At 64.5% G+C, this 12,936-nt stretch carries 12 protein-coding genes; 4 read left to right on the top strand and 8 right to left on the bottom strand.

Features of this window, described 5'->3' with window-relative positions; genetic code table 11:
• The first annotated feature begins 55 nt into the window (after window positions 1-55).
• Window positions 56-904 carry a Rossmann-fold NAD(P)-binding domain-containing protein gene (locus RS897_RS13150; protein ID WP_315836970.1) on the top strand — a complete coding sequence of 283 codons (849 nt, stop codon included), beginning with the start codon at window positions 56-58 and terminating at the stop codon, window positions 902-904.
• On the top strand, window positions 897-1,382 hold the full coding sequence (locus RS897_RS13155) for an anthrone oxygenase family protein (RefSeq protein WP_315836971.1): 486 nt from the start codon (window positions 897-899) through the stop codon (window positions 1,380-1,382). Before RS897_RS13150 ends, RS897_RS13155 begins: the two co-directional genes overlap by 8 nt.
• 109 nt (window positions 1,383-1,491) lie before the next feature.
• Here RS897_RS13155 and map read toward each other — a convergent pair whose 3' ends face one another.
• The 3 genes from map to RS897_RS13170 form a co-directional block, all read right to left on the bottom strand.
• A complete protein-coding gene (gene map / locus RS897_RS13160) occupies window positions 1,492-2,319 on the bottom strand; it encodes a type I methionyl aminopeptidase (protein WP_315836972.1) in 828 nt (275 codons plus the stop codon).
• 180 nt (window positions 2,320-2,499) lie between these two features.
• Window positions 2,500-3,213: a DNA/RNA nuclease SfsA gene (sfsA, locus tag RS897_RS13165; protein ID WP_315836973.1), complete on the bottom strand. Its 714-nt coding sequence runs from the start codon at window positions 3,211-3,213 to the stop codon at window positions 2,500-2,502.
• A 1-nt stretch (window position 3,214) separates the two neighbouring features.
• Complete coding sequence (locus RS897_RS13170; RefSeq protein ID WP_315838627.1) at window positions 3,215-4,525, bottom strand: mechanosensitive ion channel family protein; 1,311 nt, start codon at window positions 4,523-4,525, stop codon at window positions 3,215-3,217.
• 258 nt (window positions 4,526-4,783) lie between these two features.
• Between RS897_RS13170 and RS897_RS13175 the strand changes: the two genes are divergently transcribed.
• Window positions 4,784-6,586, top strand: coding sequence for a potassium/proton antiporter (locus tag RS897_RS13175; RefSeq protein WP_315836974.1), 1,803 nt, complete (start codon window positions 4,784-4,786; stop codon window positions 6,584-6,586).
• Here RS897_RS13175 and modC read toward each other — a convergent pair.
• The 4 genes from modC to mepA all read right to left on the bottom strand — a co-directional run bounded on the left by modC (window position 6,583) and on the right by mepA (window position 9,998).
• Window positions 6,583-7,248, bottom strand: coding sequence for a molybdenum ABC transporter ATP-binding protein (modC, locus tag RS897_RS13180; protein WP_315836975.1), 666 nt, complete (start codon window positions 7,246-7,248; stop codon window positions 6,583-6,585). The two genes, RS897_RS13175 and modC, sit on opposite strands and share 4 nt — an antisense overlap.
• A 3-nt stretch (window positions 7,249-7,251) precedes the next feature.
• The gene (gene modB, locus RS897_RS13185) at window positions 7,252-7,947 is read right to left on the bottom strand and encodes a molybdate ABC transporter permease subunit (RefSeq protein WP_315836976.1); all 696 of its coding nucleotides are present in this window, start codon (window positions 7,945-7,947) and stop codon (window positions 7,252-7,254) included.
• Window positions 7,948-7,954: 7 nt separating this feature from the next.
• Window positions 7,955-8,740 (bottom strand): molybdate ABC transporter substrate-binding protein, encoded by a 786-nt coding sequence (modA, locus tag RS897_RS13190; protein WP_315836977.1) that lies wholly within the window; start codon window positions 8,738-8,740, stop codon window positions 7,955-7,957.
• Window positions 8,741-9,059: 319 nt separating this feature from the next.
• Window positions 9,060-9,998 carry a penicillin-insensitive murein endopeptidase gene (mepA, locus tag RS897_RS13195; protein WP_315836978.1) on the bottom strand — a complete coding sequence of 313 codons (939 nt, stop codon included), beginning with the start codon at window positions 9,996-9,998 and terminating at the stop codon, window positions 9,060-9,062.
• 361 nt (window positions 9,999-10,359) lie between these two features.
• Here mepA and RS897_RS13200 point away from each other — a divergent pair, with 361 nt between their 5' ends.
• On the top strand, window positions 10,360-12,570 hold the full coding sequence (locus RS897_RS13200; RefSeq protein ID WP_407654478.1) for a putative bifunctional diguanylate cyclase/phosphodiesterase: 2,211 nt from the start codon (window positions 10,360-10,362) through the stop codon (window positions 12,568-12,570).
• A gap of 86 nt (window positions 12,571-12,656) precedes the next feature.
• On the opposite strand, the gene RS897_RS13205 is transcribed toward RS897_RS13200, so the two are convergent.
• Window positions 12,657-12,839: a YegP family protein gene (locus RS897_RS13205; protein WP_315836980.1), complete on the bottom strand. Its 183-nt coding sequence runs from the start codon at window positions 12,837-12,839 to the stop codon at window positions 12,657-12,659.
• Between the last annotated feature and the right edge of the window lie 97 nt (window positions 12,840-12,936).

The following is a 12,936-nucleotide window of genomic DNA, read 5'->3' on the forward strand; positions in this document are numbered from 1 at the left end:
GAGTTTATCACTTTTAATAAGTGAGCATAACTCATGTTAATAAAGGGAGAGCGAAATGGCAATTTCAATGTCGGCTAACCAGCGGAATTTGATTTTGGGCGGCACCGGCAAGACCGGCCGCCGGGTGGCGGATTTGATGCGTCAGGCGGGGCATGAGGTGCGGATCGGGTCCCGCTCCGCCACCCCGGCGTTCGACTGGACCGACCGCGGCACGTGGGAGCCGGTGCTGTCCGGGGTGAAGGCAGCGTATGTTGCGTTCCAGCCGGACCTCGCCGCTGCCGGCGCGCTCGACATTATCAGGCCGTTCTTCGCGACCGCCGCAGGGATGGGCGTCGAGAAGCTGGTGTTGCTGTCCGGCCGCGGTGAGCCGGAAGCGCTGGACGCCGAGCGGGCGCTGCAGGCGACCAACCTCGACTGGACCATCCTGCGCTCGAGCTGGTTCAGCCAGAATTTCAGCGAGAGTTTTCTGCTCGAGCCGATCCTGGCGGGCGAGGTGGTGCTGCCGAGCGGGCTTGCGGCCGAACCGTTTGTCGATGTCGATGACATCGCCGAGATCGGCTTCGCGGCGCTGACCACCGATGCCCATTCCCGGCAGCTTTACGAGATCACCGGCCCGCGGGCGCTGACCTTCGCCGACGCGGTGGCCGAGATCGCGGCCGTGACCGAACGCCACATCGCCTTCATCGAGGTCGCTCCGGAAGATTATCGCGCCGAGCTCAAGCGGCTGGATCTGCCGGCCGATTATGTCGACCTGATCATGTACCTGTTCACGACCGTGCTCGACGGCCGCAACGTTCCGCTCGGCGATGGCATCCAGCGTGCGCTCGGGCGTAATCCCGGCAGTTTTTCAGACTATGTGCGCCGCACGGCTGCGACTGGCGTCTGGGGAGGCAACAATGCTTGATCGCTCGATGTTCATTCTGACGTTTGCCGCAGCGATCGGCAGCGGCCTGGTCGGCGGCATCTTCTACGCCTTCTCCACCTTCGTGATGGCGGCGCTGGGACGGCTGGCGCCGGAGCAGGGCATCGCGGCGATGAATGCGATCAACGTCACCGTGATCAATCCGCTATTCTTCCTGGCGTTCTTCGGCACAGGTTTGGTCTGCCTGGCGCTGATCGCCGGCTCATTCGTCTGGTGGGGGCACGCGGGCGGCAAGCTCGTGCTGCTTGCCAGCCTGATCTATCTGATCAGCTGCATCGGCGTGACCATGTTTTTCAACGTCCCGCTCAACAACGCACTCGCCGCGGTCAAGACCATGACGCTGGAAAGTGCTGCGCTGTGGTCAGGCTATCTGCGCGATTGGACGTTCTGGAATCACGTGCGCACGGTGGGACCGCTGATCTCGGCGGTCCTGTTCACGCTGGCGCTGATTTTAAAGTAGCTGGTCTGTAGCCCGGATGAGCGAAGCGATATCCGGGGATGGGCCGTCAAGACAATCCCGGATGTCGCTTCGCTCATCCGGGCTACAACAAAAATTCCGAGTGTCGCCCTCAAACCACCGTGTACGGCGGCTTGTCCAGCTTGCCCGGCGACAGGGTGAAGATCTCGACCCCGGTGGCGGTGACGCCGACCGAGTGTTCGAACTGCGCCGACAGCGAACGGTCCCGCGTCACCGCGGTCCAGCCGTCGGACAGGATCTTCACATGCGGTTTGCCGAGATTGATCATCGGCTCGATGGTGAACAGCATGCCCGGCTTCAGCAACACGCCTTCGCCGGGACGGCCGACATGGATGATGTTGGGCTCGTCGTGGAACAGCCGGCCCAGGCCATGGCCGCAGAAATCCCGCACCACGCTCATTTGCTGCGGTTCGACAAAACTCTGGATCGCATGGCCGATGTCGCCGGTGGTGGCGCCGGGCTTCACCGCGGCGACGCCGCGCATCAGCGCTTCATAGGTGACGTCGATCAGCCGCTCGGCCTTGCGCGCGATCGGACCGACCGCATACATCCGGCTGGAATCGCCATACCAGCCGTCCACGATGAGGGTGACGTCGATATTGACGATATCGTTTTCCTTCATCAGCCGGTCGCCCGGCATGCCGTGGCAGACCACGTGGTTGATCGAGGTGCAGGTGGAATAGCGGTAGCCGCGATACATCAGCGTCGCCGGATAGGCGCCATGGCTGAAGGCGAACTCGCGCACGAAATCGTCGATCTTCGAGGTCGGCACCCCCGGCTGCACCAGCGGCACCAGCTCGTCGAGGCACCTGGCGGTCAGCGCACCGGCCTTGCGCATGCCGGCAAAGGCGGCAGGGCCGTGCAACTTGATCTGACCGGTCTTGCGCAGCGAGACGTCGGAGGCTTCAACATAATTCATGCGGGTGTCTTATTCATGCAGGGTCTTCGGGACCAGTGGCGTTACGGGCGTGTTGAGGGGGCGAACAGGCTCAAAAGGCCTGAAATCTCCCCCTAATTTAAGCAATACGGCCGGGAGCGCAAGCGATCAGGCCAGATACCGGTAATGCGGGGCGGTCACGTGACGCGGAGGGATCGCGCCTCACCGCTGGATGGGAACCGGCCCAGCCAGCACGATTTCATGCTGCCGGAGCGCGCAACGATAGGCCAAAGCCTCCACGCCGGCGTCCCGGGCCCGGTCGAAAGCGCGGCCATAGGCGGGATCGATGTCGCGGGCCAGCGTAAAGGCGCGGGCCGAGCCCATCTGGATCACAAACAGCATAGCCGCCCGTCCCCCGCCTTTGGCGATGGTGGCCAGTTCGTCCAGGTGCTTGGCGCCGCGGGCGGTGACCGAATCCGGAAACTCCGCCAGCCCCGGCCGGCGCATCAGATGCACGTTCTTGACCTCCAGATAGCAGGGCGGGCGCTGCGGGTGCTCGAGCAGGAAGTCGATGCGCGAATTCTGCCCATACTTCACCTCGCGGCGAATGGTGGCGTAGCCGGACAGCTCCGGGATCGCATTCGCGGCCAGTGCCTCGGCAACAATGGTGTTGGGGTGCCCGGTGTTGACGCCGATCAGCTCGGGGCCCTCGCCGAAATCCGCCTCGATCAGTTCCCATGAATACGGCAGCTTGCGCGTCTTGCTGGGTGATTTGGACAGCCACACCCGCGCGCCCGGCTGCTGCAGGCCGGTCATGGCGCCCGGATTGGCCACATGGACTGTTAGTTGGGTGCCGTCGGCCAGCTCCACGTCGGCGAGAAAACGCTTGTAGCGCCGGATCAGCGTGGCCGGAACGAGTTCGTTCGCGAACAGCATATCAGGTTGGATTCTCGATCACGGCATCGACCGGCAGCGGGCCGCGCACGCGGATGTCGCGCACCGGGTAGGGCACGCGGATGCCCTCGCGCTTGAAGGCCTCCCACAGCGCCAGCATCACGTCGCTGCGCACATTGTCCATGCCGGCATCTGGATCGGCGATCCAGAAGGTGAGCGAGAAGTTCATGCCGTATTCGGCGAATTCCGTGATCAGGCAGCTCGGAGGCTTCAGCTTGGTGATGCGGGGTGTGGCGGTGGCGACCTCGACAGCAAGCTTGCACACCGCACGCGGATCGGCGTCGTAGTTGGTGCTGAAGCGCACCTTCACCAGGGTGTTCTTGTCGGTGTAGGTCCAGTTCGTCACTTTTTGAGTGACCAGATCCTCGTTCGGAATCAGGAATTCGCGGCCGTCGCCCGCCGCCACCGAAATATAGCGGGTGTTCATGGCACTGATGCGCCCGAAATTATCGCCAACGGTGATGAGATCGCCGGGCTTCACCGATTTGTCCGCCAGCAGGATGATGCCGCTGACGAAATTGGCGACGATCTTCTGCAGGCCGAAACCGACGCCGACGCCGATCGCGCCGGAGAAGATCGCCAGCGACGACAAATTGATGCCGACCGCCGCCAGCACGATGGCGATGGCCGCCACGATCAGGAGCAAGCGCACCATCTTGATCAGCAGCACCTGCAGCGACGGCGTCAGGTCCCGCGCACTGGTGATCCGGCTTTCCAGGAATTTGCTGATCACGCTGGACAGCCACAGCGCAACCGCCATCGCGATGGTGGTCTTGATGATCAGCAGCGGCGAGACGCGGATGCCGCCCAGCACCACGGCCACCGAATCCAGCGCATCGACGGTGGAATCCAGCAGCCCGAGAATGCTCAGCGCCGCGACCGCCCAGGCGGAGACCGACAGCAGGCGCACCGCGAACTGGTTGCGGATCATGCTGGTGGCGAGGCGGATGATCAGCCAGGCGAAGGCAAGGCTCGCCGCCGTGATCAGCAGATAACTCCGGCTCGGCCAGGTCAGATGCACCATGACCAGCCGCACGATCAGGGTCACGATGGCGAACACCGCCGTGCTCGAACTCTCGACCAGCACGCGCACCAGGAGGCGCAGCGGCGTCGGCCAGCCCATGGCCAGCGACGTCATGTCGATCCGCGACCGCAGCGCCGCGGCCACCGCCAGCGCCACGCCGGTCGCGGCCAGGATCAGGCCGAGCTGGGTGTAGAACCAGGGCGAGGTGACCTCGGCGCCGACAGATCGGAATGCCGCGAGCACCCAGCCATAAAAGGCCTCCAGATCCATCGGCTTGTCGTCACCCACTTGCTGTCTCCCGCGGCCCGCCGGATCTCATGCCATCGCGGTTTGGGCCGTTCGTGAAAATCTGATTCGAAGCAATGCCATATCCGGCATGCGAGGGCCATCCGTCGGCGCGCGTGCATGAGGCCCAAAAGTGGCTGCAGCGCAGCTGTCGCAAGTGACAGGCAGAAATGAGTTGGCGTTGCAGCACGGCGCCTATAAGGATGAAAATCCAGTTATTTCAGCAGGTCGTTCAGGCTGACAATGGCGTCTCTCGACTCGTTCAGCATCGCCATCCTTCTTGGCGCGGTTCTGGTGATGGCGGGCATCCTGTCCAGCCTGGTCGCGCTGCGCTTTGGCGCGCCATTGCTGCTCGTGTTCCTTGCACTGGGGATCTTCGCCGGCGAGGCCGGTCCCGGTGGCATTCCGTTCAATGATGTCGGCACCACCTATCTGGTCGGCTCGGTGGCGCTGGCGCTGATCCTGTTCGACGGCGGCCTGAAGACCAAATTCCAGAGCATCCGCACGGTGCTGGCGCCTTCGATGATGCTGGCCACGGTCGGCGTGCTGCTGACGGCGCTGATCACCGCGCCGGTGGCGAAATATGCGCTGGATGTGAGCTGGACCGAGTCGCTGCTGGTGGGCGCGGTGGTGGCTTCGACGGATGCAGCGGCGGTGTTTCTGCTGGTGCATGCGCAGGGCTTGCGATTGCGGCCGCGCGTCGGTGCGACGCTGGAGGCGGAATCCGGCACCAACGATCCGTTCGCGGTGTTTCTCACTTTGGTGCTGGTCGAAATTCTCACGATCGGCCACAGCTCGGTCGGCCAGGTCGCCTGGCAGTTCGCCAAGGAGGCGGTGCTGGGGGGCATCGTCGGCTTGGTGGGCGGCCGGCTGGTGGTGCTGGCGCTGAATCGCGTCGCCCTGCCGCAGGGGCTGCATGCTCCGTTCGTGACCACCGCGGCGCTGGTGATCTTCGGCCTGGCGCAGATCTCCCACGCCTCCGGCTTTCTGGCGGTGTATCTGGCGGGGATCATCATCGGCAACCGGCCGACCCGGGCGCACAATTCCGTGGTGGTGTTTCTGGATGCGGCGACATGGCTTGCCCAGATCGTGATGTTCGTGCTGCTGGGTCTGTTGGCGTCGCCGCAGCGGCTGATTGGCAGCATGCTGCCGGCGATCGCGGTCGCCGCCATGCTGATGCTGGTGGCGCGTCCTGCCGCGGTCTTCATCTGTCTCGCGCCGTTCCGCTTCAACTGGCGCGAAAAGGTGTTCATGGCCTGGGTCGGCCTGCGCGGCGCGGTCGCGATCTTCCTCGCCTCCATTCCGCTGCTGGTCGGCATGCCCAAGGCCTATCTTTATTTCGACGTGGCCTTTGTGGTGGTGGCGATCTCGCTGCTGCTGCAGGGCTGGACGCTGGGGCCCGCGGCGCGACGGCTCCATGTGGCGCTGCCGCGCACCGCCGATCGCGCGCCGCGACGGGTCGAGCTCGACCTGCCGGGCCAGCTCGAGCAGCAACTGGTCGGTTATGCGGTGCGTCCCAACAGTCTGTTCCTGCGCCGTGGCATCATCCCGTCCTGGTCGAAACCGACCCTGGTGATCCGCAAGGAAAAAATCCTGTCGCCGCAGGAAGCCGAGCCGGTGGTCGCCGGCGACTATGTCTATCTGCTGGCGCCGCCGGAAAAAGCCGAGGCGCTCGATCGTTTCTTCAGTGACATGGCGCTGACCGCGGCACCGGATCCGCACCTGCTCGGCGATTTCATGGTGTCCGGCGAGATCACGTTGGGCGCGCTGTCGGACACCTATGGTGTGATCGTCGCACCGAGCGAGTCGGGACTGACACTCGCCGACTATTTCGATGTCCATCTCGATCACGCGCCGAAGGCCGGCGCCACCCTGCCGCTGGACTCCATCGTGCTGGTGGCGCGCAACATCAGCGGCAATCGCGTCAATGTGGTCGGCCTGCGCCTGCCGGAAGACGAAGACGAGCCCGCGCCTGTGCCGGCGAGCCGCAAAGCCAAAGTCCGGACCGCGCTGCGCCGCGCCTGGTCGTCGGTGGTCGAGGTTTAACCAGGCAGCACCTCGGCGCCGCCCGAGGCGACGATCCGGCCGCGCTTCAGCACCACGATGTGGGACGCGAGCAGCCGCAGTTCGCCGACGTCGTGGCTGACATAGACCATCGGCACGCCGGCTTCGTCGCGCAGCTTCACCAGGTACGGCAGGATTTCGGCCTTGCGTTCGCCGTCGAGCGAGCCCAGCGGCTCGTCCAGCAGCAGCAGTTTCGGCCGCCCGAGCAGCGCACGGGCGAAGGCAACGCGCTGGCGCTCGCCGCCGGACAGCGCGCCGGGGCGGCGATCCAGCAGCGCCTCGATGCCGAGCAGATCGACAATGCGCTGCTCGGCGGTCGCGTCATACGCAAATCCGTTCATCCGCCGTCCGTAGTCGAGATTGCCGCGCACGCTGAGGTGCGGAAACAGCCGCGCGTCCTGGAACACGTAACCGATGCGGCGGCGGTGCGGCGGCACATGAAGCTTCGCCGCGGCGTCATCCATGATGTCGTCCCCGATCGAGAGCGTGCCGCGGTCAGGCCGCAGCAGGCCCGCGATCATGTTGACCAGCGAGGTCTTGCCGGCACCCGAGGTGCCGAACAGGCCGGTGACACGACCCTGGCTCTCGAACGCGGTCTCGATCGAGAAGTCGCCCAGTTGCTTGAACACATTGACCTGCAGCATTGTTTACAATCCGTGCAGGCGGCGGGTGGCGCGGCGCGCAAACCACTCCGACGCAATCAATGCCGCCACTGCGATTCCAACCGAGATCACCACCAGCCGCAGCGCGGCGCGGTCGCCGTCCGGGGTCTGGATCAGCGCATAGATCGCCGAGGAAATCGTCTGGGTCTCGCCGGGAATGTTGGAGACGAAGGTGATGGTGGCGCCGAATTCGCCGATCGCCTTGGCGAATCCCAGCACCATGCCGGCCAGGATGCCGGGCAGCGCCAGCGGCAGCGTCACGGTCAGGAACACGCGCCATGGCGCGGCACCCAGCATGCTTGCCGCCTGTTCCAATCGCTTGTCCACCGCCTCGATCGACAGCCGGATCGGGCGCACCAGCAGCGGAAACGACATCACGCCGCAGGCCAGCGCCGCGCCGGTCCAGCGGAATGAAAACACAATGCCGAGATGGTCGGCGAGCCAGGCGCCGATCAGGCCGCGGCGCCCGAATGAGAGCAGCAGCAGATAACCGGTGACCACCGGCGGCAGCACCAGCGGCAGATGCACCACTGCATCGAGCAGGGCGCGGCCCCAGAAATCACGCCGGGCCAGGAGCCACGCCACGGCGATCCCGATTGGCGTGGCCACGAGCGTCGCGATCACGGCGACCCTGAGCGAGAGCAGGATCGCCGTCCATTCCGTCGGAGAGATATCGAACACGGAGGTCTTAAGTGCTCGGGCGTGTCAGCACCGTGAAGCCGTACTTCTCGAAAATGGTCCGTGCCGCAGACGAGCGGAGGAAGTCGAGGTAACCGGCGGTATCGGGCTTGGCGGTGGTGGTCGCTGCCACCGGATAGATGATCGCGGGATGGGAGTCCGCCGGGAAGACGCCGACGATCTTGACGCCGGGATCGACCTTGGCGTCAGTCTCATAAACGATGCCCAGCACAGCTTCGTTACGCGACACCAGCGTCAGCGCGGCGCGCACGCTTTCCGCCATGGCGAATTTGGACGACGCCTTGTCCCATGCACCAAGCTTCTCCAGTGCCGCCTTGGCATATTTGCCGACCGGCACCGACGCCACATCGCCGGTGGCGATGCGGCCGTCGCCAGCGAGCTCGGCGAGATTGAAGCCCTGGCCGATCGTGACGTTGGCGATCTTGGAATCCTTCGGGGCGATCAGCACGATCTTGTTGCCGAGCAGGTTGACCCGTGTGCTCTCGTTGATGACCTTCTTCTGCGTGGCGTAATCCATCCAGTCGGTGTCGGCCGAGAGGAACACGTCCGCCGGCGCGGCCTGTTCGAGCTGCCGCGCCAGCGCCGAACTTGCGGCATAGCTGGCGTTGATCTTGACGCCGGCCTTGGTGAGGTAAGCGGCGTCGACATCGTCGAGCGCGTTTTTCATGGAGGCGGCGGCGAAAACCGTCAGGGTTTTCTCCTGGGCCAAAGTGGGGGAGATCGCCGCGCCGCAAAGCAACGCCGCGACGAGAAGGCGGGACACAAGACGAATCATGATGAAAGCGCTCCATCGGCGTGGCGCACCGTGTGCGCCCGCGTACAATTATCCGGATAATGATGCAGGAGCGCCGTCCCGCGATCCCGGCTGGCTTACGGCCGACCGGGAGAACGCGCGGAAACTAGCGGGGAATAGCTGCGGGGTCAAAGAGTTATGGCGTCGCACGACGGCTCTTGAAGCGGGCTTCATATCTGCCGAGCCCGACCGCTTGTGCGGGAGCTGCGAGCGATAGGATCGAATTGGTCGGCCGCGACTGATGGGCATGTAATCGTCACGAAACCTGGTCGGCGCGACGAAGCGGCTGATGGCCATTCGTTCAAGGCGCGAGCAGCACCTGTTTGCAGGCCGCCGGCAAGTCCGCCATCGTCAGCGGCGGCTTCGGCTTTGGCGGCGTGGTCGGCGGCTTGGGATGCAGCACGGCGTCGCTGAACCAGTAGTCGAGCTCGTGGCCGCAGCCGTCGGTGTTTTGCGGCGGCTCCTGCGGGGTGCAGTCGGCATTGCCCGCCGGGCATTTGATGCGCACATGAAAGTGATAATCGTGGCCGTACATCGGCCGCACCTTGGAGAGCCAGGCGCGGTTGCCGCTGGCCTCGCGGCACAGCGCCTTCTTGATCGCGGCGTTGACAAAGATGCGCTCCACCTCCGGCTCTTCGGCGGCGGCGCGGATCACCGAGAGGTGTTTCGGCGTCCATGTCTTCGGATCGACGTCGAGCCGGCTCGACGCCACCATGTTGATCGCCGACATCTCCTCGCGCTCGTTGCGCGACAGCATGCGGTTGGGCATCGGCGTCAGCCAGATGTCCGCATCGAGGCCGATCTGGTGGCTGGCGTGGCCGGTGAGCATCGGGCCGCCGCGCGGCTGCGACATGTCTCCCATCAGCAGTCCCGGCCAGCCCGCGACCTTCTGCACCTTGGTGGAGAGTTTCTCCAGCAGCGCAATCAGCTCCGGATTGCCCCAGTTGCGGTTGCGCGACAGCCGCATCACCTGCCAGGTCTGGCCGTTGATCGGCAGCGCCTGTGCCCCGGCAAGACAGCCCTTGGCGTAAAACCCGATCGATCGCGCCGCCAGCGGCGTCGGCTGCGGTTTGCGGCCGAACAGTTCCTTCGCGGCGACGTGCGGATCGTTCGGGTTGGCGAGGGGCGGCAGCGGCTTGGGATCGAGCGTTCCCTTGTCCTGCGCCCATGCGGCGACGGACATGGAGGCGGCAACGGCGGCCGGCACCAGAAGACAGAGAATCAGTCGGCGGATCTGCATGCGGTCCGTCTTATAGCGCAAACCACCGCCGCCGCACGATCAGTTCGCCGTAACTGCGCAACACTTTGTTTACCCTGAAGATGAATGGCGCCATTTCGGGCGGCGGCCGAACCACAACATCTCGTGCGCGCGTGACGGCGCTTCCCAGCCCCGCCGGATGCGCGCGAAATGGAGATATTGTCTTAAAAACCGTCACTTGGCGGTGGCGGTGCAGAAAAACTGCGCGGCAGATGGGCGTCGTGTCCCGGATGCGGGCCGTGTTTTCCCCGATCCTTCAGCCGCCGATCCGATCCCAAGATACCGTTTTTTCAGAGACTTGGCCGACAACACGTGGTCGCAGGATGCGAAGTGGGGCGTAGGAATGCCGAAGAAGCGGCCAACGACTGTCGGTAAGAAAAAATTCAGCAAGCCATTTGGCCGTCGTGTTGTACGTCCGCTGCTGCGGACTGTGCCCCGTCTTGCCGGGCGTGGCCCACACACCAGTGACATTGAGCGCATGCGCGCGGAAGCGGACCATGCGGTGGCCGAAGCCCGCCGGGCGCACGAGCGGTTGCGCGAAGCCATCGACCTCTTGCCCGAAGGCATTGTGTTCCTGGATTCCGAGGGTCGCTACATCCTCTGGAACAAGAAATATGCAGACATCTATCGGCGCAGCGCCGATCTGTTCAAGCCGGGGGCGCGTCTCGAAGATACGCTGCGGATCGGCGTCGAACGTGGCGATTATGCCGAGGCGCAGGGGCGCGAGGAAGAATGGCTCGCCGAGCGGCTCGAGAAGCTGCAGCACCCCGATGGGCGTCATGAACAGACCCTCGCCGATGGCCGCTGCATCCTGATCGAGGAGCGGCTGACCAGCGACGGCGGCGTGATCGGCCTGCGGGTCGACATCACCGAATTGAAGCAGCGCGAGGCGTCGTTCCGCCTGCTGTTCGAGGGCAACCCGGTGCCGATGATCGTCTGCGATCCGCTGGATGCGCAGATCCTCAGTGTCAACGATGCCGCGATTGCGCATTACGGCTATGGCAAGGTGGATTTCGAAAAACTCACCATCCGCCATATTCAGGCGTTCGAGGCCGAACTGCCGTGGATGGGCGATCATACCGAGGACGAGACCACCGCGCGCACCTGGAAACACGTCAAGGCCGACGGCACCCTGATCGATCTCGCGATCTATTCGCGGCATCTGATCTATGACAACCGTCCGGTGATTCTGCTCGCGCTGATGGACATCACCGAGCGCAAGCGGGCGGAAGAGCGGCTGACATTCGTCGCGCAGCATGATGGCCTCACCGGCCTGCCCAACCGCAACCTGTTGCGGCAGCGGTTGGATGAGATTCTGTCCCGCACCCGCCGCTCCGGCGAAAAGGTCGCGCTGCTGTATCTCAACCTCGACAATTTCAAGACCATCAACGACACGCTGGGACACGACATCGGCGACGATCTGCTGCGCAGCGTTACCAAGCGCCTGCGCTCGTCGTTGCGCGACGAAGACGCGGTGGCGCGTCTTGGCTCCGACGAGTTCGCCATCGTGCAAAGCCAGATCGGCCGCCCGGAAGACGTCGTGCTGCTGGCCAAGCGCCTGCTCGACGTGGTCAGCCAGCCTTATCTGTTCAGCGGCCATTCGGTGGTGATCGGTGCCAGCATCGGCATTGCCTTGGCGCCGGGCGACGGCGACGAATCCGACAAGCTGCTGAAAAGCGCCGACATGGCACTGTCCCGCGCCAAGCGCGAAGCCCGCGGCAACTACAGCTTTTTCGAGCCGGGCATGGACGCCAGCGCCCAGGCCCGCCGCCGCATCGAAAGCGATCTGCGCGCGGCCATCGCCGGCGGCGTCCTGCAGCCGCATTATCAGCCGCTGGTCGATCTCAAGAGCGGGCGCATCACCGGCTTCGAGGCCCTGGTGCGCTGGCCTCATCCCGAACGCGGCATGATTTCTCCGGCCGAGTTCATTCCGGTGGCGGAGGAGACCGGCTTGATCAATGCGGTCGGCGCCATGGTGCTGCGGCGCGCATGCCTGGATGCGGCGACCTGGCCCGACGACGTGCGCGTGGCGGTGAACCTGTCGCCGCTGCAGTTTCGTGCCGGCAACCTGTTGTCGGTGGTGATGGACGCGCTCAAGCAGTCGGGCCTGTCGGCCAGGCGGCTGGAACTGGAGATCACCGAAACCCTGTTGCTGGAAAAGAGCGACGAGGTGATCGCCACCTTGCATGCGCTGCGCGCACTGGGCGTGCGCATCTCGATGGACGATTTCGGCACCGGATATTCGTCGCTGAGTTATCTGCGCAGCTTCCCGTTCGACAAGATCAAGATCGACCAGTCGTTTGTGCGCGATCTCGGCAGCAACCGCGATGCGCAGGCGATCGTCCGCTCCATCATCAGCCTCGGCAAAGGGCTCGGTGTCACCATCACCGCCGAGGGTGTGGAAACCGAAGCGGAGCTCGGCTGCCTGCGCACGGAAGGCTGCCACGAGGGGCAGGGGTATCTGTTTAGCAAGGCACGGCCGAACGATGAGATCGTGCAACTGTTGACTGCCCAGCGAACGTCGCGCGGGGCAGGCCGCATCCTGGTGGCCTGATCGGGCACGCCCGACGCGCGCCCCGGCGCGAACGTAAAACCCCGGCACCGGGCCGGGGCTCTGCGTGTCAGCAAGATATATTCAGCTTACTTGGTCTGGTCGTCGACGGCCGCGCCGGGGGCGTTCTTCTTGATGGAGTCGATTGCGCTCAGGGCGGAGGCTTTCTGCGCATAGCCTTCCGATGCAAACATGTTTTCGCCGTTCGGCGCCTTGAACCGGAAACGAAACTCACCGGCCTTGTCCTTGTAGACCTCGAACTTGTAAGCCATGAACGTCTTTCCTCTGCCGTTGACTCTGCGGGATCACAGGCGGTGCGATGGTCCGCTGCGGGATACGGAGAGTCAATCGGCGGGGAGGTGAGGTGCT

The organism is Bradyrhizobium prioriisuperbiae (genome assembly GCF_032397745.1).
Lineage (GTDB): Bacteria > Pseudomonadota > Alphaproteobacteria > Rhizobiales > Xanthobacteraceae > Bradyrhizobium_A > Bradyrhizobium_A prioriisuperbiae.

Bases quoted from the DNA above. Each gene is read 5' to 3' on its own strand.
- modA (WP_315836977.1), bottom strand. From the start codon at position 8,740: ATGATTCGTCTTGTGTCCCGCCTTCTCGTCGCGGCGTTGCTTTGCGGC.
- RS897_RS13170 (WP_315838627.1), bottom strand. From the start codon at position 4,525: ATGGATCTGGAGGCCTTTTATGGCTGGGTGCTCGCGGCATTCCGATCT.
- map (WP_315836972.1), bottom strand. From the start codon at position 2,319: ATGAATTATGTTGAAGCCTCCGACGTCTCGCTGCGCAAGACCGGTCAG.
- RS897_RS13175 (WP_315836974.1), top strand. From the start codon at position 4,784: ATGGCGTCTCTCGACTCGTTCAGCATCGCCATCCTTCTTGGCGCGGTT.
- sfsA (WP_315836973.1), bottom strand. From the start codon at position 3,213: ATGCTGTTCGCGAACGAACTCGTTCCGGCCACGCTGATCCGGCGCTAC.
- RS897_RS13150 (WP_315836970.1), top strand. From the start codon at position 56: ATGGCAATTTCAATGTCGGCTAACCAGCGGAATTTGATTTTGGGCGGC.
- RS897_RS13205 (WP_315836980.1), bottom strand. From the start codon at position 12,839: ATGGCTTACAAGTTCGAGGTCTACAAGGACAAGGCCGGTGAGTTTCGT.
- RS897_RS13200 (WP_407654478.1), top strand. From the start codon at position 10,360: ATGCCGAAGAAGCGGCCAACGACTGTCGGTAAGAAAAAATTCAGCAAG.
- modC (WP_315836975.1), bottom strand. From the start codon at position 7,248: ATGCTGCAGGTCAATGTGTTCAAGCAACTGGGCGACTTCTCGATCGAG.
- mepA (WP_315836978.1), bottom strand. From the start codon at position 9,998: ATGCAGATCCGCCGACTGATTCTCTGTCTTCTGGTGCCGGCCGCCGTT.
- RS897_RS13155 (WP_315836971.1), top strand. From the start codon at position 897: ATGCTTGATCGCTCGATGTTCATTCTGACGTTTGCCGCAGCGATCGGC.